Source organism: Microcoleus sp. PH2017_09_SFU_O_A (assembly GCF_020738625.1).
Taxonomy (GTDB): Bacteria; Cyanobacteriota; Cyanobacteriia; order Cyanobacteriales; family Microcoleaceae; genus Microcoleus.
Map to the genome: position 1 here is coordinate 58436 of NZ_JAEQCF010000002.1, position 20883 is coordinate 79318.

General features: G+C 45.7%; 16 protein-coding genes. 11 read left to right on the forward strand and 5 right to left on the reverse strand.

Annotated features, from left to right (window positions below):
• Positions 1-456: 456 nt before the first annotated feature.
• Complete coding sequence (gene trpC / locus JGK16_RS01115; protein WP_293189312.1) at positions 457-1374, reverse strand: indole-3-glycerol phosphate synthase TrpC; 918 nt, start codon at positions 1372-1374, stop codon at positions 457-459.
• Positions 1375-1460: 86 nt separating this feature from the next.
• On the opposite strand from trpC, the gene JGK16_RS01120 reads away from it, so the two are divergent.
• Positions 1461-1880 carry an element excision factor XisH family protein gene (locus JGK16_RS01120; protein WP_293189314.1) on the forward strand — a complete coding sequence of 140 codons (420 nt, stop codon included), beginning with the start codon at positions 1461-1463 and terminating at the stop codon, positions 1878-1880.
• The gene (locus JGK16_RS01125; RefSeq protein WP_293189316.1) at positions 1865-2257 is read left to right on the forward strand and encodes a XisI protein; all 393 of its coding nucleotides are present in this window, start codon (positions 1865-1867) and stop codon (positions 2255-2257) included. The genes JGK16_RS01120 and JGK16_RS01125 overlap by 16 nt, the downstream gene beginning before the upstream one ends.
• Positions 2258-2340: 83 nt before the next feature.
• Here JGK16_RS01125 and JGK16_RS01130 read toward each other — a convergent pair whose 3' ends face one another.
• Positions 2341-2745 carry a transcriptional regulator gene (locus JGK16_RS01130; RefSeq protein WP_293202695.1) on the reverse strand — a complete coding sequence of 135 codons (405 nt, stop codon included), beginning with the start codon at positions 2743-2745 and terminating at the stop codon, positions 2341-2343.
• A 382-nt stretch (positions 2746-3127) separates the two neighbouring features.
• On the reverse strand, positions 3128-3424 hold the full coding sequence (locus JGK16_RS01140; RefSeq protein ID WP_293189322.1) for a type II toxin-antitoxin system prevent-host-death family antitoxin: 297 nt from the start codon (positions 3422-3424) through the stop codon (positions 3128-3130).
• A gap of 187 nt (positions 3425-3611) precedes the next feature.
• Here JGK16_RS01140 and JGK16_RS01145 point away from each other — a divergent pair, with 187 nt between their 5' ends.
• Genes JGK16_RS01145 through JGK16_RS01165 form a run of 5 tightly spaced genes read left to right on the forward strand, consistent with a single transcriptional unit; the run spans position 3612 to position 8627 of the window.
• Positions 3612-4487 (forward strand): hypothetical protein, encoded by an 876-nt coding sequence (locus tag JGK16_RS01145; protein WP_293189324.1) that lies wholly within the window; start codon positions 3612-3614, stop codon positions 4485-4487.
• Between the two features lie 11 nt (positions 4488-4498).
• The gene (locus JGK16_RS01150) at positions 4499-5128 is read left to right on the forward strand and encodes a DUF1822 family protein (protein ID WP_293189326.1); all 630 of its coding nucleotides are present in this window, start codon (positions 4499-4501) and stop codon (positions 5126-5128) included.
• A 20-nt stretch (positions 5129-5148) separates the two neighbouring features.
• The gene (locus JGK16_RS01155; protein WP_293189328.1) at positions 5149-7881 is read left to right on the forward strand and encodes a protein kinase; all 2733 of its coding nucleotides are present in this window, start codon (positions 5149-5151) and stop codon (positions 7879-7881) included.
• A 33-nt stretch (positions 7882-7914) separates the two neighbouring features.
• Positions 7915-8241 carry a nucleotidyltransferase domain-containing protein gene (locus tag JGK16_RS01160; protein ID WP_293189330.1) on the forward strand — a complete coding sequence of 109 codons (327 nt, stop codon included), beginning with the start codon at positions 7915-7917 and terminating at the stop codon, positions 8239-8241.
• The gene (locus JGK16_RS01165) at positions 8238-8627 is read left to right on the forward strand and encodes a HEPN domain-containing protein (protein WP_293189332.1); all 390 of its coding nucleotides are present in this window, start codon (positions 8238-8240) and stop codon (positions 8625-8627) included. The genes JGK16_RS01160 and JGK16_RS01165 overlap by 4 nt, the downstream gene beginning before the upstream one ends.
• 135 nt (positions 8628-8762) lie before the next feature.
• Here JGK16_RS01165 and lpdA read toward each other — a convergent pair whose 3' ends face one another.
• Positions 8763-10202, reverse strand: a complete 1440-nt coding sequence (gene lpdA / locus JGK16_RS01170) for a dihydrolipoyl dehydrogenase (protein WP_293189334.1) — start codon at positions 10200-10202, stop codon at positions 8763-8765.
• Positions 10203-10772: 570 nt separating this feature from the next.
• Here lpdA and JGK16_RS01175 point away from each other — a divergent pair.
• Positions 10773-11063 (forward strand): hypothetical protein, encoded by a 291-nt coding sequence (locus tag JGK16_RS01175; RefSeq protein ID WP_293174248.1) that lies wholly within the window; start codon positions 10773-10775, stop codon positions 11061-11063.
• A gap of 115 nt (positions 11064-11178) precedes the next feature.
• Here the strand turns inward: JGK16_RS01175 and JGK16_RS01180 are convergent, their stop codons facing one another.
• On the reverse strand, positions 11179-11481 hold the full coding sequence (locus tag JGK16_RS01180; protein ID WP_293189336.1) for a hypothetical protein: 303 nt from the start codon (positions 11479-11481) through the stop codon (positions 11179-11181).
• Between the two features lie 56 nt (positions 11482-11537).
• Here JGK16_RS01180 and JGK16_RS01185 point away from each other — a divergent pair, with 56 nt between their 5' ends.
• The 3 genes from JGK16_RS01185 to JGK16_RS01195 all read left to right on the forward strand — a co-directional run bounded on the left by JGK16_RS01185 (position 11538) and on the right by JGK16_RS01195 (position 20520).
• Entirely contained in the window at positions 11538-12653 is a 1116-nt protein-coding gene (locus tag JGK16_RS01185; protein WP_293174244.1) for an ATP-binding protein, read from the forward strand.
• A gap of 766 nt (positions 12654-13419) precedes the next feature.
• Positions 13420-14946 carry an AAA family ATPase gene (locus tag JGK16_RS01190; RefSeq protein ID WP_293189338.1) on the forward strand — a complete coding sequence of 509 codons (1527 nt, stop codon included), beginning with the start codon at positions 13420-13422 and terminating at the stop codon, positions 14944-14946.
• A gap of 759 nt (positions 14947-15705) precedes the next feature.
• Positions 15706-20520, forward strand: coding sequence for a Calx-beta domain-containing protein (locus JGK16_RS01195; RefSeq protein ID WP_293189340.1), 4815 nt, complete (start codon positions 15706-15708; stop codon positions 20518-20520).
• The last annotated feature ends 363 nt before the right edge of the window (positions 20521-20883 follow it).

The window sequence follows — 20883 nt, forward strand, 5'->3', positions numbered from 1 at the left end:
GAATTTCTGATTATTTACCTACTCAATCATTTTTTATCAGAATTCGGGGGTGTTTTTGAACTAACCCCACCGATGAATCGGGGGGATTCGTGCGATTCCAATAAAGGTTTCACACAGGCGTGTTCAATGCGCCGCTATCCACTCAGTCTAGATTACTCTAAACTTTGCGTATACTTTTATGCTTCTATCGCTTGGAAAGTCCATCACTCTGCCAGGTTGGTACGCTCGACATCCTGCCATTATTTGCCCTTTAACTGTTCCGAATCGAAGTCGGATATGTCCGTTGCCTGGATTTCTCAGTACTAGGATGTTTCGTCGCGTAGATGGTTGCTCCTACTCGCTTGAATCTATTGTACCACGGCGGCTAAAGCCGTGCAACCCCTTCTAGGCGGTTGAAACCGCTACCGACTTATCCCCATGTCTCGCATCGAGGGGCCCGGCGGGCTCGTTCTTTGGTCAAGCAGTCTCGCCTTTGGTGATGGGCGGATGTGTCTTGGCAAGGGAGGCTAAAGCAGCACCCGGATCTGGCTGCTTGACTAGGGATTCGCCGATGAGGACGGCTTGGACTCCGGCGCTGGCAACTTGGGTGAGGTCGTCGGCTGTATGGATTCCTGACTCGCTGACGGTGAGGATGTTTTTTCCTTGAATTTCGGTTTGGCGATCGGCTAATAGTTGGCTGGTGGTTTCTAGACTGACGGAAAAGTCTTCTAGGTTGCGGTTGTTGATGCCGATTAGGTTGACTCCTTCTAGGGTTAATACTCGATCGAGTTCTTCGAGAGTGTGAACTTCTATTAAGGCCGTCATCCCCAAAGTCTTGACAATTTTCACAAAGTATTGTAAGTCTTTGTCAGATAGAATGGCTGCGATTAACAATACAGCATCGGCGCCGCTAATCCGGGCGAGATAGATTTGGTAAGGATAGATAATAAATTCTTTGCAAAGTAAGGGCAAATCGACGGCGGCACGGATTTTAGCGAGGTTGTCGAAACTGCCTTGAAAGAACTTTTCATCGGTGAGTACGGAGATGCAACTGGCGCCGTTTTCTTGGTATGCTTGGGCGATCGCCACGGGGTCGAAATCTTCGCGAATTACGCCTTTGCTGGGGGAAGCTTTTTTGACTTCGGCGATGATTGCTGGTGCGGTTTTACCGTTTTTAAGCGCGCCGAGGAAGTCGCGGATCGGCGGCGCAAAGGGGAGTCTTTTGTGAAGTTCGGCTAAGGGCGTGCGATCGCGCTTTTGGGCTACTTCAACCTCTTTTTGCCAGACAATTTCTTCGAGGATGTGCCGGGGTTCGGCGTCGGGTACGGCGATTTTGTAGCTGAGGTAGAGTACGGAGACTGAGGTGCTGGGGGGACGGCGGCGGATTTGAAGCATAGTAGAGGGGATAAAGGGCGATCGCAACAAGTTTCAACGTATTATATAATGGTTGCAGTAAATCCTCCTAATCTGAGTGCTAATGCGTGTCAGCTAAAGATATTTATCACGATACAGTTAAGCGTGCCCTACAAAAGGATGGGTGGACGATTACTCACGATCCATTTCCCATGCAGATTGGTCGCAAACGTTTATCTGCCGACTTGGGTGCAGAGCGTCTAATTAATGCCGAAAAAGGAACCGAAAAAATTGTTGTTGAGGTCAAGAGTTTTGTAGGGCGATCGGATGTAAGAGATTTGGAACAGGCTTTGGGACAGTACGTTCTTTACCGCCAAGTGCTTAATGCAATGCAGAGCGATAGAAAACTTTATCTTGCTATTTCTGAGGAGGTTTTTAATAGTGTATTTGCCATAGAATTAGGGGAAGTGTTATTGGAAAATCAGATAGTTAAACTGATTGTTTTTGATAAAAAGAGTGAGGCAATACTTCAATGGATACCAGATTGAGATACCAAAAAATTATCAAAACCATACTTCAGGAACACGCTAACTTCCGCAATACTATACCTGATGGCTATCATTCTCAACTGTTATTTGATGATGAACGAGGAGGATATTTAGTTTTGGATATTGGTTGGAATGAGAACAAGTACCTTCACGCCACACCAATCCACCTCGATTTAATCGGCGATAAAATCTGGATTCAATATGATGATACCGAAGAAGGTGTGGCTACCGATTTACTAGCAGCAGGTGTTCCTAATGAAGATATTGTACTCGGTTTTCGCCATCCTCAAGTGCGGCCGTACACTGAATTTGGAACTGGCTTGAGCTGCAAAGATGAAGAAATTGTTGCTGAATCTGCTGTTATGCGATCGGCCTAAGCCGATAGATTATTCGGCGATTGAAATCGCGTATAACCAAACGAAATCCGCCGCCGTGGACTAAGAGATATGAGAGATTGCGATTAATCAAACAGAAGCAAGCCCGGATTTACATGAAAAAACTTTCCCAAAGCCTCAGCTTGTTTATTGGTAATTTCTAGCTGGTTATTAATGATTTGAGTTACTATCTCAATTGTGCCAATAATTTCTACTAAATCCGCTGGCTGTAGATTTCTAGCATCCATCAAATGAAGAAGTCTTGAGTGGGGAGTTGAAGCATTTATTTGATAATGTGTTTCTTCAAAATCCTCAATTAATTTGACTAAGAGTTCTAGGAGAGTGTCTTCTTCGGGAGTTAGATTGTTCCGAGAAAGCAAGCTTTCAACTATTTCTAAAAATATCTCGTTTTCATCTTCATTTTTGATAATGCGCGGTTGATATTGAGATAGCAAGCTGCTGTACCTGTCGGAGTCAAAAGTAAGGGTCATTTTTCCAGTTGTTTTTGTCATATTCTGCATGAGTCAAAATGTACTTGATATAAACAATGCTATCCCGTAAAAATCGCACTTTTGGGCGACCAAAATCCCTTCGCTAACCCGCAAGTCCGCCGGGGGTTGAAAACCCCCGTCTCATAGCGAAAGTCCTCTAAAAGAGGACTGAAAAGTCAATGCAATAAACAACGGTCGATCGCTCAAAACCTTAATTTTGGTAAAAGGTCGATCGCACATTTCTAAGTTACCGATAATTCACTGTAGGGAAACGGCATTTCGGGCTAGTCTTCGTAATGATAGCGAGCTTGGAGACAATCAATTCTATTCTCGCTCACTAAGTAAACTATTCTCCGGTTCAGGGGTTTCTTGTGGCTGTTGTTTACGCTTCTTCGCCAAGTCCTAACTCCTGGCGTAATTCTCTGACAGTCTGAGGTTTGACAATTCTGGCTTGTGCGTCTTTCAGGGCGCTTAACAGGCGATCGGCGTTTTTGGGCGATCGCAGCAGGTAGACTGTCTCTATTAAGCTTGCCAATTCGTCAGCGGCAATTAAGGCTACGTTTTCGCCGTCTTTGCGGGTGATGATGATGGCATCGCGATCGCTGATGACTTGTTCGCACAGTTCCTCAAGATTCGCTTGAGCTTCAGTATAGGTGACTTGGATTTGTGTGAGTGACATGGTTTTTGGCTTACCAATACTAAGAATATTATAAAGGCGATCGCAGGACGGTGACATATTGGGAGCATGATAGGGGATTAAGGGCGAGTGCAACAAGTTTCAGATTTTTTGCTCAGATGTCTATTGCAGTTAAAATAGTTTATATTAAAAAGCAATCCACATTCAAGAACGCAGACGGCAAAAAAAGATGGAAGGTTTTACTCTGGGGGCGGTTGTGACCGGAATTGCAACCAACATTTTGGCACATTATCCTGATTGGGTTGTTTGCAAGGGCGTCAAGTCTTTTGTTAATTATTTGAAACAAGATGATAAACTGATCAACCATCACCTGCAAAAAGCGCTTAAGTCTTCCTTGCTATCAGCTCTCCAAAACATTGCCAGAGAGTGTGAGAATCAATTAGTCGGACTTGATCCGAAAAATATGTTGATGGTGATGGTAGAACATCCCCCAGAACCATCTTATCCACCCGAACGCGAACAGGATATTAAAATCCTGAATGATAAGTTGATTCGGCTGGGAAAGGAATTGGGGAAAATCAAGAAATTAAAAGATATTGAACCACTAATTGACTCCATTGAAGAAATTTCACTTTTGCTGACACCAGAAGGGGAGTTAGCTAAGGAGCGAATAAAAAAAATCAAAGATGACCTGATAGCTGAGGCGCTGCTCCGGTATGGTGATTTGCCTGAATGTTACAGAGCCAAAGTCAGGGAAGTTTTATTTCAAAGGGTGTGCGAACAATTTTCTGCTCAAATTAAATACGTGCCAGAGGTTCGCAGAATTTTTCAGGCACAGTTATTAGCTCAAGTTCATGCTAATTCAGCAGAACAACAGCAAAAAACTCAAAAAACTGTAGATGATTCTATGTCTATACTTTTATCAGAAATGGGAAACCTTAAAAATACTGTGCAGCAAGTATTAAATCGCAGCGACGAGCATCCACCTATTCAAAAAATGGAGTTAGAAAAATGTGCTGAGGGTACATTAGTATTGAAGTTATCAATTGATAATATTTCTGCACAAAGGTTAACAGAAATCGTCCAGTATTTACAACGAGTTTAGGAATAAAATTTATGGATATCCGCAGAATAGAAGCAAACGATGAAGATTCAGTGAATCTGGTTTTGGAAGGTTCACTAGAGCAGTGGCAGCGGATTGAGCAACTGTTTAAATCCGGGCAATTGAAGGAAATATTAGGAATTACTGTTGATGATGTGCAGCTAACTTTACCAGTAAAGGAAGAAGCTGTTGTACCTAGTGAAACGCTAGTAAACTTGAGTCAGTGGCTTCAAAATGTCGTTGACGATATCTGGAAAACTGTACAAGAAGTTTTGGATGAGCCAAGAGTTGAGCTGATGTTTAGTGGCAGATCCGCTAGTTCTAAGGCTGTCCTAAAAGCACAGCAGATTGTATTGGGAATGCCACCGAATAGTCATTCTTTAGCCTTGGTAGTTGCTGTAAGCCAAAAGCCAAGTCAAGAAAGGGATATCTGTCTGCAAGTGCATCCCATTGGAAGCAAAAATCTCCCAGAAAATCTGAGCTTTGTGGCAATTGATACAACATCTGGTAAAACTATCGTGGAAGACAAGGCTGGAAATTATAGAGAATGGATTCAATTAAATATTGATGGCCAACCAGGAGAAGAATTTAGCATAAGAGTTGAACTCGGCGATCTAAGTGTTGCACAAGATTTTATAATTTGAATAGTTTCCCAGGAGGCGCAATGGGTAAAATAGTTCTTCTCGATTTAGTAGAGGGTAATTTTGATAGAGGTTTTACGGTCACGGTTCGTATTGAAACTGAAGAAGAGCATCGTTGTATTGGTTATACCACAGGCAAGCTACCTCAAAGTCCAGATATCCGCGAGTATTATGAGCTTTGGCAGTCACGCTATCTCTCTCGTGTAAGCCCCATGAGGTCTGCTACTAGAATAGGTGGTCACACGAATCCTGATGCTGGTATCAGGCAAATAGAAGCAGACACGCGAAAGTTACAGTCTAGTATTAATGTATGGCTCAATTCTTATGAAATGTCCCCTATCAAAGAGGAGCTATTACATAAACTTACTGATAAAAATGAAGAAATTAGATTTATATTTAAGACGGACGACCCAAAGTTACAGCGCTTGCCTTGGCATAGCTGGGATATTTTTCATCCGAAATACTATGCTAAAGCTTCCGCTGGTTTATTTTTACCAGTGGGAAAACAGCCACCTATTCCTAGAAAAAAAGTCAAAGTATTAGCAGTTTTTGGCAAGAAAGAAGCGGTCGGTAATACCACGAAAATCAAGACAGATAAGGACTGGGAATTGCTCCAAAAGTTTTTATCTAGAGACTCCAACGGTGACATTATTCGCTTAGATGAGCCAACTTGTGAGGAGTTAGGGGAGGAGATTGAGAAACAAAGTCCGCAGATATTTTTCTTTGCTGGTCATAGCAAAAGTGAAGATGATGCTGCTAGAGGGGTGATTGAACTAAATCAGGATGAGAGCATAACCATCGAGCATTTGAAACATGATATTACAGGTGCGGTAGAGCATGGCTTGCAGTTAGCCATTTTCAATTCCTGCGATGGGTTGGGAATAGCACAGCAACTGAGAAATTCAGGAGTTCCAAATGTCATCGTTATGCGAGAAATTGTGCCAGATGAGGTAGCACAGAAGTTTTTGCAGCGTTTTTTGGAAGCATTTGTGGCTGGATATTCTGTCAGCCTTGCGGTGCGGAAGGCACGGGAAAAACTCAACCGTCTGGAAAATAGATTTCCCGGTGTAACTTTCTTGCCTGTGAGTTTTCATAATCCAGCAGAAGCACCTTTAACTTGGCAAGCCCTTGGGGGTGTTGAAACTCGGAGGGCTGAAAAGTCTCAAATAGCCAATCAGAATTCAATATTGTGGTTGCCAAGTGCGATCGTCCATCCACCTCAAGAGCAGCAAAATCACCCATCACATACGATCATTATTCCATCCCCCCAGGAGGAACAAGAGCTATCCCCACCAGGCAACAATTCATCTGAGCAAGAGCAAGAGCCAGCACCAGCGACTAACATACATTTATCTCAGTCGCGACAACAACCTCCATCACCTGTTACCCATTCCTTTGAGTCTCAGCCACAGCAACAAACAAGGCATAAAAATTCTATTTTACGGTGTAGTAAGGGGCATGAAAATCCAGCAGAAAATAACTTTTGCATACATTGCCGTGAATCTCTCAAACAGCTACCAGTAAGTGCTGTTAACTCCTCTTCGCCTCAGCCCCAGCAGTCGCAGCTAAACGCGCTGGAAAATCAATCAGTAGCGAGCGTTAATTCCTTTTCGTCGCAGCCACAGCAGCCGCAGGTAAACCTGCTTGGGAATCAATCTGCGCCTCTAGTAAAGCCGGGTTCTACAGGCGTTAGCTACTGCATCAATCCCAACTGCCGACATCCAGAAAATCTTAACAATCTCACCTTTTGCAAAGACTGTGGCTCTATGTTGTTGATAGACACACGGTATAGGGTAATTCGGCCTTTGGGACAAGGAGGGTTTGGCATAACTTATGAAGTTAGAGATAGAGACGACGGGACTGAGAAAGTTTTAAAAGTTCTCACCTACACCGAACCGAAAGGGGTGGAACTGTTCCAGAAAGAAGCTACCATTTTGATGCGACTGAAGCATCCGGGACTTCCCAAAGTAGAGTTAGATGGTTACTTTACCTTTAGACCTAACAATAGTGGCAACTCCTTGCACTGTTTGGTAATGGAGAAAATTGAAGGGTATAATTTGCAGCAGTGGTTAGAAAAACAGAACTATACGCCCATAGACTCGGAACAAGCTATATACTGGCTCAAACAACTGACCGAAATTTTGAATCTAGTTCACAATCAAAACTATTTTCACCGTGATATCAAGCCGCAGAATATCATGTGTCGTCCTAACGGGAATTTAGCGTTAATTGATTTTGGGGCGGTGCGAGAAGTTACAGAAACTATCCAGAGAACTAATGGAGAGGTGACCAGAGTTTCTTCATCTGGCTACACTCCCGAGGAACAAAAAAAGGGTCGAGCTGAACCGCGTTCTGATTTTTTTGCTCTGGGCAGGACTTTTGTCTATTTGTTAACGGCTCAACAACCGAGAGATTTGCCGGAAGATGCGCGATCTGGCAAGTTGATTTGGCGGAATATTGCTACTCAAACATCGCAGCCTCTAGCAGATTTGATTGACGATTTAATGGGTTATTTTCCTAAAGATAGGCCGAAAGATACGCAAGTTTTGTTGCAGCGACTGGCTACACTGAGCAAACAACTGCCACCGTCTCAAAGAACTCCTACTGGTAGGATAGCTATATTTACAGCATTCATTGCTGCGATTTTTATGCTGAGTGGACTGGCATTTTTCACCTTTGCTCCAAAAATACCTATTTCCGATCGTCCATCACATACACCTGGACATAAAACAGGTGATCCTCCTTTGCGTCCCTAAAGTGCGATCACCCTTCAACCCTCCATCACAAATATGAACATCAACGATCGACTCAAAACCATCCTAACTGACTTACGATCGCACTTCGAGCAAATCTACGATAGCCGCCTTGTGACAATGGTGCTCTACGGTTCCCAAGCGCGAGGCGACGCACGCCCAGACTCGGATATAGATATTTTAGTCGTCCTCAAAGGACAAGTCAATCCCGGCGAAGAAATTAAAAGAACCAGTCACATTCGAGCCGATTTGTCGCTTCAAAATGATGAAGTGATTAGCTGTCTGTTTATGGACGAACAGCGATTCACGCACTACAACGGGCCTTTATTGAGGAATATTCGCAAAGAGGGAATAGCTTTATGAAACCGGAACAATTAGATTTACTTCTGAAAGCTCGTCAAAGTTTATCGGCGGCAAGGCTATTACTCAATAATGGTTTCCCAGATTATGCAGCATCCCGCGCTTATTATGCCATGTTTTATATTGCTGAGGCATTTTTAGATGGGGAAGGAATGTCATTTTCGAGTCATGCCGCAGTGATTGGAGCTTTTGGCCGAGAATTTGCCCGTACAGGAAGAGTTCCTGTTGAGTTTCACAGATTCTTAATCGATGCTCAAGACTTGCGAAATAGTGGGGATTACGGGGGACTTGATACTGTAACTGTCGAACAAGCTGCGGAGCAAATTAACTGTGGCGAGCAATTTCTCGAATTAGCCCAAAGTGCGATCGGCACTCTACCGCCCCTCTAAAATAGAATACCCATGCGGCCAGAAACCGGGTTTTTTACGAAAATTTTTGCTTCTAACCCGCAGATTAGGTAAAAAACCCGGTTTCTTTGGGCGCAGTGCATAAGTCCCGTAAAACAAGAACTCCGCCCCTACAAATTAATGACCGCCCGCCGCCCCAGCCGCCCGTTTGAAAGCCTCATCCAACACTTCCGAAAGCGTCGGGTGCGTGTGAACTCGGAATGCTAAAGTGTTAACAGAATCCCGCTGGGCGATCGCATTTGCCGCCTCCTGAATCAAATCCGAAGCGTGCAAACCGAAAATGTGAACTCCCAACAATTCCCCAGTATCTTTCCGGTAAATCACCTTAGCCATACCGTCGGTTTCACCCTCCGCAATAGCCTTAGAATTTCCCTTAAAATAACTCTTGACAGAAGCGACCTCAAACCCTTCGGTTTTTCCTAACTCCTTCGCCGCAGGTTCATTCATTCCCACATAGCTAATTTCTGGGTGAGTAAAAGCCGCCGCTGGGATACTCAAATAGTCAACTTCGCGAGTGCGGCCGCAAATATTTTCGACGGCGGCAATTCCTTGAGCAGATGCAGCGTGGGCTAACATCATTTTGCCGTTAACATCGCCGATCGCCCACAAATTCGCGATCGGTTCTCCTGCTACCAAAACCTGCATCTTATCGTTAACTGGAATATAGCCGCGCATCGTTTCGACGCCAACTGTTTCTAACCCCAAATTCTTGCTGACGGGAACTCGACCAGTTGCTACCAAACAAGCGTCAACTTCCAAAATTTCCACAACTTCTTTAGTTTTGAAATCAGCTAATTCAATAATTACGGGGGAACCAGGAATAATTTTCTTAGCCAACAAACCAACTTTTGTTTCAATATCGCGCGGTGCAATCAAAACTCGTTCTGCTAATTTAGCAATATCCGGGTCAAAAGTTGGCATCAATTGATCTAGAGCTTCAATCATCGTAATTTCGCAGCCGAGGGCTGTGTAAATATCCGAAAACTCCAAACCAATATAACCGCTGCCAATAATTGCGATCCACTTCGGTAGAGATTCCAATCTGACAGCATCATCGCTAGTAAATACAGTTTTGCCGTCAATTTCTATCCCAGGGGGGACGAAGGGAATTGAACCGGGGGCGAGAATAATATCCTTGGCGGTAATAGTTTTCTCGCCTTTGTCGGTTTCGATCGCAATTTTTTGAGCAGCGGCAATTTTGCCCCAACCTTGGATGACATCGACGTTCAAACGTTTGAGGCTGTTTGTCAAGTCGCCGCGCAGTTTGCTAACAATAGTATTAGCGTGATTGGCGATCGCCCCGCGATCGAAATCCACACTTCCCAACTGAATACCCAAAGTCTTGAGGTGGTGGGCATTCCGCAAATCCCGCACCCGCCCGGAAGCCGCCAACAGCGCCTTGGAGGGAATGCAGCCGCGGTTGACGCAAGTCCCGCCCATGTCGCCCGCTTCGATAATTGCCACTTTCAGCCCGCAGCTAACCGCGTGTATGGCGGCCCCGTGTCCGCCCACGCCGGCGCCGATAATTGCTAAATCGTAATCAAATCCTTGAGTCACCTTAAAATCTCCTAATGCCTTTGAAATCTTAGGACTCAAGCAAAAAACACCGTCTGTCCGTCCTTTCGAGGTGGTGCGTTGCGATCGCAACCTTTGAACAGCGGTAATAGTTGCATAAGTCCTGTGTCCTTATTCTCGACTAGACTAGGGTTAATTAGACAGTAACTGAGATTTTTTTAGGGTCGATTATGTTGAGCTGGGTGTGCGCCAAGTCTCAAATCACCCTGTAGGCGGGTGTAAAGTTAAGTACAGATTGATGGCTGACAATGCGTAAGCCGTGTCAACTGAAAGTCAAATGCAGTGTCGGTCTACTGTTTGACGATAGGGCCCAGATCCCCCCTAGCCCCCCTTAAGAAGGGGGGAACAAGAGGCGATCAAAGTTCCCCTTGTCAAGCCCTTCTTAAGGGGCGGACAGGATTCTTCTCAAAGTCCCCCTTCTTAAGGGGGATTTAGGGGGATCTCGCAAGAGGATAAAAGCGAAATTTCTCAAGGATTTTAGTTGATTGAGGTTTTGATGTCTAATATCTGCACGTGCCGGTGGGCAGAGTTTCTAGGCAAGTTTTGAAGTCTATGGAGTGGCTTATGATGGATGAGGATGATTTGAAAGATTCACGCCGGGCCTCGGCTCAAGCTTTTTTTCAGTCCCTGGATGAATTGTTTGATTATATAGAAGCTTCCAACCCAGAAGCAGCACAGCCTCAGTCTCCGTCGCCTCAAGCTAAGCCTGCGAGTGAGTCTGCGAGTCCGCCGAAGAAGGCTAAAGCTAAGAAAATTAATTTGTCGGATTTTGAAGATGCGATCGCAGATTTGGAACAGTTTATCCAGAATAAGCGCCAGAATCGCCCGGAATCTAATCAATAGTGCGACACGTTTTAATTAATCATATCCGGCAAATGACGGATGATATAAGCTGGCGGACGATCGCCCTGGCTGGATTTTGCCGGAGAGTGCGATCGGGCCAGCGGTTATACTGTGGTTAGTCTTGGTCTATGGATAGGCGATTTAGGCGATCGGTGTTTTGTCGATCGAGCTTGACGAGCACAAACAGGATCTTGAGTGTTAACTCGCTGGCGGTGTTAATTGTTCCTTCTGGGACTTTGCCAGCCACAAAGGAACCGATACCTACAAGATAGAGCAAAACACTGGTGATGATGAATCCACGGATTGCCAGAGAATAGGAATGAGCTTGATGCAAAATTTCTTGTTGAGGAGTGCGATCGATTGTGCTAGAATTATCGCAGGACAATAGTTGGTTAATATTTAAATGATTATTAAACATTTATCTTGCTGGAAATCTACAAGCATATTGCAGATTAACGATCGAATAAATATTATTTGCTGATAATAATTATGGGGCGATCGCTTAGAGTTTCTCCAGGGTGCATTGAACAAGTCCAATCGGCTGTAGTGATGAGGGGCTTTGCGAGTAAGGTGGATTTGGCTGAAACATTGAGATTATCCCGATCTACTGTCACGAAATTTCTGGCGGGACAACCTGTTGATTATCGAAATTTTGTTGAAATTAGCGAGAAATTGGGGTTTAAGTGGAACACCATTGCCACTCTAGAAATAACAAATCCTCAGTCACCTCAGCCTAATTCACAACAAATCTTTGAGGAAACTTCTTCGTTTATAACTGGGAATCCCATCACCCATCCGCGCTGCTTCTTTGGACGCGAGAAAGAACTCAAACGCCTATTCAATTTGCTCAAACGCCTTCCATTGCAAAATGCGGCCATTATCGGCAAAAAGCGCAGCGGTAAAACTTCTCTACTGCAATACTTAAAAAACATTACCACCACATCAATAGAACAGTTACGTCCCAATCAAAAATCTGACTGGTTGCCCAATCCAGAAAACTATCGCTGGATATTCGTAGATTTTCAAGATTCGCGACTTCAGAATCGGGAAGGGCTGCTGCGATATATTTTAGAATCCCTGAAAATGGCAGTGCCTAATCCTTGCGACTTGGATAGATTTATGGATGTAGTTAGCCGTAATTTACATCAGCCGACAGTCATCTTACTAGACGAAATTGGTGTCGGTTTACAACGCTGTCCGGAATTAGATGATGGATTTTGGGAAAGTTTGCGTTCTTTAGCAACCAACCAAACAAATGGGAATCTAGGGTTTGTTTTAGCTGCTCCTGAATCACCGATTGAATTAGCGACTAGCACCGGACATAGTTCGCCTTTTTTCAATATTTTTGGATATACTACAACTCTGGGAGCTATGACTGAAGAAGAAGCACGGGAGTTGATAGCCAGTTCGCCCATTCCTTTTCCCGATGAGGATGTCGAGTGGATTTTGAATCAAAGTGAATGCTGGCCTCTGCTGATGCAAATCCTGTGTAGAGAACGATTATTTAGTCTGGAAGATGGGGAAACAGGGGATAATTGGCATGAAGAAGGTTTGCAACAGATAAAGCTATTCGCTCATTTTAAAAAGTAAATGCCGTGAGAACTAATTTGCCTCTAAAGCTGAATCATTTACTCACCTTTTGCTACTAGATGGTGCTAGAAATAAGCTAAGCTATCGCGCAGTTAAGTTGGATAATTTTGAGGCTGAAACCGCCTCTTGCCTCTAGGGGGCTGGCAATCGGTCTTGCGGAGCCAATTTATGCAATAATTTCATTGTTAACAATAAGTCAGTCACAAGTCAGTCACAAGTCAGTCACAAGTCAGTCACAAGTCAACTTCATAAACTTTTAAGTCAGTCACGTCTAAATGTATAATACAAATATGTATTAACGAAAACAGACTGTATTCGTTTAAAGCGGTGTAATCGTGTAAAACAAAAAAGCCAAGTAAGTTGTCACCTTACTTAGCTGGTCTTGATTACAAAAAGTAGTTCAACGATTCACACTGTTGCTATTCATGCTTGTCGTCATCCTTGCCCTTGCTCCTATCCTCCATAGGCATGAGTAATTGGATGATAACGGGAAACACGACTGGATCATTAAAAGGTACGTCATTCAAGATGGCGCAAATCACCACTGCAACAATTAACAGTGGTCGATAAAAATTAGCCATTTAGCTCTCCAATTGTTCAAAAGTTTAATCAAAGCTTCTGAACGGTAGCTTAACGGTAATGTTCAGGGGGAGCGTGGGTGTCCAGAGTCTAAAGGTACTGGGCACTCTATTCTCTTTTTCCCTAACGCAAATCTAACACAGCAATTTTAGCGAGCTGCATTAATTTATTGCTAGCTCATATTTTAATGTTTTATGTATTTGCAGTCATTTGTGCATTTTTACTTATATTTTTTGGATATACTAGCTATCGGCGATCGTCCGATCGGCTAACAAAGATTAAACAGGATGTACAAAGGCTAGAAATCTGTGCAGACGTAACAGCCATAAGTAACGCTCACCGCAGTATATCGATCGGCGAACCAAACAGTCAAGTCAGCACCATACTCAGTAGCTTCAGTTATATCAGCCAAGACGTAGATGCAGCCCTCAACCAGAAAAGTCCTTACAACCAGCGTTTAGCTCTCAGTTCGGTAGCAGAAAAATTAAACAATTTAATACGAGAATTCACCCGCAGCAGCGATAAATATTCTGTTCGTTTTCGCCCCATTGCTACCAATTGGTCGGAAATAGTCACCAACCATATACGAGAACTAGCAGAAGCAGTCGAACTTCGCCAAGAAATTGACAGCCCTTATATCATCGGCGTACCCCTGACAGAACAGCAGGAAATCTTCACCGGGCGTACTGATATCGGCACGCGCATCGAGCAATTACTCCTAGACCGCCGCCGCCCACCCTTGCTACTGTACGGTCAACGGCGCATGGGCAAAACTTCCCTACTCAACAACCTTGGACGCTTGCTACCGAGCAATATTATTCCCATGTTTGTAGACTTGCAAAGCCCAGTTTCATCAGCAAGTGATTCTGCTGGGTTTCTCTACAATATCGCTAGGAGTATGACAAACTCAGCGAAGCGCCAAAGCGCGTTAACTCTCCCATCTCTCGATCGCGAAACACTGCAAGATGACCCTTTCACCCGCTTTGATGAATGGCTGGACAAAGTAGAAGCAGCCCTAGCACAAAATATTGCCCTGCTTGCCTTAGATGAATTCGAGGCGCTAGATGATGCCATCAGAAAAGGACGTTTCGACGAGCAAGATGTTTTGGGAATGTTGCGTCACCTAATTCAACATCGTCCCCGCTTCAAAGTAATGCTAGCTGGTAGTCATACCATAGAAGAATTTCAGCGTTGGGCAAGCTATTTAATCAATGTCCAAGTCGTTCATATCAGCTACCTAAAAGAACCAGAAGCGCGTCAACTAATTGAGCAACCCGTCCAAGATTTTACCCTGCGTTACGAACCGAATGCGGTCGATCGAGTTTTGCAACTCACCCGCTGTCACCCTTTCCTAATACAACTCCTCTGCGCTGAAATTGTCGCTCTCAAAAACGAGCAAATTCCCTCTATCCGCCGACTGGCAACTTTAGCGGATGTGGAAGCAGCAATCCCAGAGGCTTTAAGTGTTGGCAGTTTCTTCTTTGCAGATATTCAAAGCAATCAAGTAGATGCGGCAGGATTAGCTATTTTGCAGTTTTTGGCTGCACAAGGGGAAGGGGGAATCGTTAGTCGGGAAACTATTTTACAAGAGTTTCCTGATGATTTTGATGCTGTCGGTTTGCTTCTGCAACGGGAGTTGATTGAGGAAGTTGGTGATGGTTATTGTTTTCAGGTTGAGTTGATGCGGCGCTGGTTTGCACGGGGTGTTAGATAGTACGCGATTTTAGGGATTAGTAACCTATTTCGGTCATTGCGAGGAATGTTAGTTTTCGCCAATCGTTCCTCTCTTCGGACAACCTCTAACCCAAGCGTATTGTTTTTATATCATTTCCGGTTGCATCGGAATTATGTAGTGCGAGCGTCTCGCTCGCGGCCTGAATCGTGAGCGAGACGCTCGCACGCTCAACGATTCAAATATATATAGCCTTTCTCAAAAAGATGAGGTATAACTGACAGCTTATATCACCACTTAAGCCAAGAAGGGCTGAAGCCCAACAACGTACCTCATCTTTTAATAGCAATTTTTAAAAGTATTGCTACCAAACAATTTTTGGGTTTGTTGGCTCAAATATTGTCGCGGGTGTGCGTAGCTGTGAGATTTTCGATATTTTTTGGATACGATCTTTACTTTGACGCACCCTACAAATAATTTGTTCCTCGCAATGATAAAAAACTTTAATCCAACGGTATTCACCTTCAGAGTCCAGAGAGAACACCGCTGCCGTCTAACTACACCTTCACATATTTTGATAATTATTATACGTAAATTCACGTATCTTGACAATTATTTAAACTCTCCCCTACGTATGTGGAAAACCCGCTATTTGCATTGCTGAAAAATTTATCTGAAATTTATCCGGATCGCAGTAATTGACGATGAAACACTTCATATCGTGACCGATAACTATAAAGAAAGCCAAACTCTCTGGTTTTCAGTCACTTCTAATCGTTAATTACTATCAAAACAGAAGCTATGCCTACTCCATTGAATGGTTCTTTGGGTCAACCCACTAATTTCACCAGCGTCAATGACCTAATTACAAAATGGCCGACTGCTGCCCAGAATCAAGGTATCAAACTGTCTGGGATAGCTTTTGATGGCGTGGAAACTGATTACCTTAATCCTCAAGCGATCGCCAATCTCACCTTACCAACTAATGAAAATCCTAAAAGCTGGTTGAGTTATGGCAGTAGCCCTGGTATTGGTGTCCCATCTTCCTATGATGGTTGGTTCACCGACACCACTAAAATTAGAGCGGAAATCAACTATAATCCCAACACAAATCAATCTCAGGCGCTGAAGCTGAAATGGGCAGATAACCAAAATATCACTAGCGCCACGATCGACCTTAGCACCTTGGGTCCCAAAACTAGCCCAGGAGTTGGCGATCAAGGTAATGAAGTTGGTTTGCTACAAATCTTTAATAATGGGACTCTGGTACCCGCCAGCAATTTTACGATCACTCGTCTCAACGCTCCGATCGCTCCAAAAGCGATTACTGCGGGTGCAGATGGAGTGACTTTCACTGGCGATCGCACCGATGGCAGTTTCCAATTCAAGATAGAAGCCAAGCCTCTCACCAACACTGCTTTTGACGAACTGCGGTTCTCCGCCAAACCCTACGATAGCCCCACCGCTGCCTACACCGCCAGCTCTTTCAAAGACGATAGTTCCGACTACCTGGTGCGGAAGATTGACTATCAAGGCACGGCAAATCAGCCTAGCCTCCAGTTTAGTGCCCCAACCTTCAGCGTCAACGAAAACGGGACAGCGGTTGCAGCCGTAACCGTGACGCGCACGGGTGGTAGCGAGGGCGCAGTCTCAGCTACTGTGAACTTGACCAATGGAACTGCAACAGCGCCTGGTGATTACAACAATGCTGCCATCCCTGTCAATTTTGCCGCTGGGGACACAGCACCCAAGACTATTACCATTCCCATTGTCGATGACACCTTGGTGGAAGGTACCGAAACAGTCAAGTTAACTTTGGGCAGCCCTACAGGTGGTGCAACGATTGGGACGCAAGGCACTGCCACTTTGAGCATCGTAGACAATGACACTGCCCCTGCGAGCACTCTGCAATTTAGTGCTCCTACCTTCAGCGTCAACGAAAATGGGACAGCGATCGCAGCCGTGACAGTCACTCGTACTGGCAGTAATACCGCAGCAGTTTCAGCTACTGTGAACCTAGCCAATGGTACTGCTACAGCCCCTGGTGATTACAACAATGCTCCCATCCTGGTCAATTTTGCCGCTGGTGATTCTGCATCCAAGACTATTACCATTCCCATTGTCGATGACACTTTGGTGGAAGGTACCGAAACAGTCAAGTTAACTTTGGGCAGCCCGACAGGTGGTGCGACGATTGGGACACAAGGTACTGCGACTTTGAGCATCGTAGACAATGACACTGCCCCTGCGAGCACTCTGCAATTTAGTGCTCCTACCTTCAGGGTTAGAGAAGATGGCGTACCGATCGCAGCCGTGACAGTCACTCGCACTGGTAGCAGTACCGCAGCAGTTTCAGCCAGCCTCAACTTGGCCAATGGTACTGCTACAGCCCCTGCTGACTACAACAATGCTCCCATCCTGGTCAATTTTGCCGCTGGCGATTCTGCACCCAAGACGATCAATATTCCGATCGTCAACGATACTTTGCTCGAAGCTACCGAAACAGTCAATTTAAGTTTGGTTAACCCGACAGGTGGTGCGACGATTGGAACGCAAGGTACCGCCCGTTTGGACATCGCAGACAATGACAGCAGCCTGCAATTTAGTGCTCCTGTCTTCAGCGCCAACGAAGATGGGACGGCCATTGCAGCAGTGACAGTCACTCGCACAGGTGTAGCCTCTGGTGCAGTCTCAGCCACTGTCAGCTTGGCCGATGGTACTGCTACAGCCCCTGGTGACTACGGCAATACTCCGATCCTGGTGAATTTTGCCGCTGGCGACTCCACATCCAAAGTCGTCAATATTCCGATCGTCAACGACACTTTGGTAGAGGGTACCGAAAATATCCGCTTAACTTTGGGTAGCCCGACAGGCAATGCCACAATCGGGACGCAAAGTACAGCCACTTTCAACATCATAGACAATGACACTGCCCCTGCGAACACTCTGCAATTTAGTGCTCCTACCTTTAGTGTCAACGAAGATGGGACGACGAGCGCAGCCGTGACAGTCACTCGCACTGGTAGCAGTACCGCAGCAGTTTCAGCTACTGTGAACCTAGCCAATGGTAGTGCTACAGCCCCTGCTGATTACAACAATAGTCCGATCCTGGTCAATTTTGGCGCTGGCGATTCTGCACCCAAGACGATCAATATTCCGATCGTCAACGACACCTTGGTAGAGGGTACCGAAACAGTCAACTTAAGTTTGGTTAACCCGACAGGCGGTGCGACAATTGGAACGCAAGGTACCGCCAGTTTGAACATCCTAGACAATGACAGCAGCCTGCAATTCAGTGGCTCCAGCTTCAGTGTCAACGAAGATGGAACCCCCATCACAACCGTAACAGTAACTCGCACTGGCAGTAGTGCTGGTGCTGTGTCAGCCACCGTCAGCTTGGCCGATGGCACTGCGATCGCCCCTGGTGACTACGCCAATACTCCGATCGCTGTCAATTTTGCCGCTGGCGACACCACACCCAAAACGGTCAATATTCCGATCGTCAACGACACTTTGGTAGAAGGTAACGAAACTGTCAACTTAACTCTGGGTAGCCCGACAGGCAATACCACCATTGGCACCCAAAGCACCGCGACTGTCAACATCGTAGACAACGACAGCAGCCTGCAATTTAGTTCCCCTACCTTTGGCGTCAACGAAGATGGAACGCCCGTTGCAGCAGTGACAGTCATTCGTAATGGCAGTAGTGCTGGTGCAGTCTCAGCCAACGTGAATTTGACCAACGGTACTGCGATCGCCCCTGGTGATTACACCGGTACTCCGATTCCTGTCAATTTTGCCGCTGGGGACTCTACACCCAAAGTCGTCACCATTCCCATTGTCAACGACGCTTTGGTAGAGGGTACCGAAACAGTCAATTTAAGTTTGGTTGGCCCGACAGGCAATGCCACTATTGGCAACCAAAGTACCGCCACTTTGAACATCTTAGACAATGACAGCACCCTACAATTTAGCGATCCTACCTTCAGGGTTAGAGAAGATGGCGTACCGATCGCAGCCGTGACAGTCACTCGCACTGGCAGTAATATTGGTGCAGTCTCAGCCAGCGTCAACTTGGCTGATGGTACTGCTACAACCCCTGCTGACTACACCGGTACTCCGATCCTTGTCAATTTTGCTGATGGGGACAACACACCCAAGACGATCGATATTCCGATCGTCAACGACCTTTTGGTGGAGGGTAACGAAACAATCAATTTAAGTTTGGTTAGCCCGACAGGCAATGCCACCATTGGCACCCAAGGTACCGCCATTTTGGACATCGCAGAGAATGACAGCAGCCTGCAATTTAGTTCCCCTACCTTTAGCACCAATGAAGATGGAACACCCGTTGCAGTCGTGACAGTTACTCGCACTGGTGTTAGTACCGGTGCAGTCTCAGCCACCGTCAGTTTGGCAGATGGAACTGCTACAGCCCCTGCTGACTACGCCAATACTCCGATCTTGGTCAATTTTGGCGCTGGGGACACCATACCCAAAACAGTCAGCATTCCCATTGTCAACGACACCTTGGTAGAGCCTACCGAAAATCTCACCTTAACTTTGGGCAGCCCGACAGGCAATGCCACGATTGGCACCCAAAGTACCGCCACTTTCGACATCATTGACAATGACAGCACCCTCCAATTTAGCGCCCCTACCTTCAGGATCAGAGAAGATGGCGTACCGATCGCAGCCGTGACAGTCACTCGCACTGGTAGTAGTGCTGACGCAGTTTCAGCTACTGTGAACCTCACTAATAGAACTGCGATCGCCCCTGGTGACTACGCCAATACTCCGATCGCTGTCAATTTTGCCGCTGGGGATTCTACACCCAAGATCGTCAATCTTCCCATTGTCAACGACACTTTGGTGGAGCCAAACGAAACTATCAATTTAAGTTTGGTCAACCCGACAGGAAATGCGACGATTGGAGGGCAAAGCACAGCCATTACGACGATCGTAGACAATGACAGCACCCTGCAATTTAGTGCCCCTTTCTTCAGTGTCAACGAAGATGGAACGCCCGTTGCAGCAGTGACAGTCACTCGCACTGGCAGCGATCTCGGTGCAGTCTCAGCTTTTGTCAACTTGACCGATGGTACTGCTACAGCCCCTGCTGATTACAGCAATGGTTTGATCGCTGTCAATTTTGCCAATCGGGATTCAACACCCAAAACCATCACTATTCCCATTATCGATGACCTTTTCCCGGATGGCTTTTTCGTTCCGCTTGACGAAACTGTCAATTTAAGTTTGGTTAACCCGACAGGCGCCACGATTGGAACCCAAAGTAGCGCCGTTCTGACGATCGTCGATAATGACTCAGAATTTGGGAATAGAACGGCAAGTAGTCTCACTTTGACAAACGACGAGCTACTCAACGGTGGCCTGCGAAAGACTTCCAGCTTGTCTGGGGCTCCGGCGCAGGGAAGAGCAGATTTGGTGAACAAATCTATCGCCGACGAGCTACTGGGTGGCGGAATCGGAGCCTCTAATGTCGGGATTAATTCCAACTCAGTCTCCAACTTCGGTGTCGCCGATAGCTGGTTGAATTCACTCACAGACTCGAAGCTTAATCCTGGTTTCGTTGCGTTGAACAACCAATTTGCCTAAGTAGCTCTTTTGACCGAAGGACGAGCCCGCCCGGCCCCGGGCTACCGACACGGGGATAAGTCGGTGGCGGTTTCAACCGCCTTCAGTATTTGTGATACAATGGAACAGTAAGTAAGAATAACCATCTACGTGTTGAGACATCCTAGTTCTGAGAAATCCAGGCAACGGACATATCCGACTTCGATTCGGAACAGTTAAAGGGCAAATAATGGCAGGTTGTTGAGCGTACCGTATCTTTGGCATTAGTGATGGACTCCGAAAGCATAGAAAGCTAAAAGTATACGCAAAGCTTGGATTTATTTAAGCTGAGCGGGTAGGGGCGCTTTGATTTCGCCCTTGAAAGTTCGTATCTGGACTCTTCAA

Coding starts and splice junctions, on each gene's coding strand:
- JGK16_RS01160 (WP_293189330.1), top strand. CDS start 7,915: ATGAACATCAACGATCGACTCAAAACCATCCTAACTGACTTACGATCG.
- JGK16_RS01180 (WP_293189336.1), bottom strand. CDS start 11,481: ATGTTTAATAATCATTTAAATATTAACCAACTATTGTCCTGCGATAAT.
- JGK16_RS01175 (WP_293174248.1), top strand. CDS start 10,773: ATGGAGTGGCTTATGATGGATGAGGATGATTTGAAAGATTCACGCCGG.
- JGK16_RS01140 (WP_293189322.1), bottom strand. CDS start 3,424: ATGTCACTCACACAAATCCAAGTCACCTATACTGAAGCTCAAGCGAAT.
- JGK16_RS01195 (WP_293189340.1), top strand. CDS start 15,706: ATGCCTACTCCATTGAATGGTTCTTTGGGTCAACCCACTAATTTCACC.
- JGK16_RS01125 (WP_293189316.1), top strand. CDS start 1,865: ATGGATACCAGATTGAGATACCAAAAAATTATCAAAACCATACTTCAG.
- JGK16_RS01155 (WP_293189328.1), top strand. CDS start 5,149: ATGGGTAAAATAGTTCTTCTCGATTTAGTAGAGGGTAATTTTGATAGA.
- JGK16_RS01165 (WP_293189332.1), top strand. CDS start 8,238: ATGAAACCGGAACAATTAGATTTACTTCTGAAAGCTCGTCAAAGTTTA.
- JGK16_RS01150 (WP_293189326.1), top strand. CDS start 4,499: ATGGATATCCGCAGAATAGAAGCAAACGATGAAGATTCAGTGAATCTG.
- JGK16_RS01130 (WP_293202695.1), bottom strand. CDS start 2,745: ATGACCCTTACTTTTGACTCCGACAGGTACAGCAGCTTGCTATCTCAA.
- JGK16_RS01190 (WP_293189338.1), top strand. CDS start 13,420: ATGTTTTATGTATTTGCAGTCATTTGTGCATTTTTACTTATATTTTTT.
- trpC (WP_293189312.1), bottom strand. CDS start 1,374: ATGCTTCAAATCCGCCGCCGTCCCCCCAGCACCTCAGTCTCCGTACTC.
- JGK16_RS01145 (WP_293189324.1), top strand. CDS start 3,612: ATGGAAGGTTTTACTCTGGGGGCGGTTGTGACCGGAATTGCAACCAAC.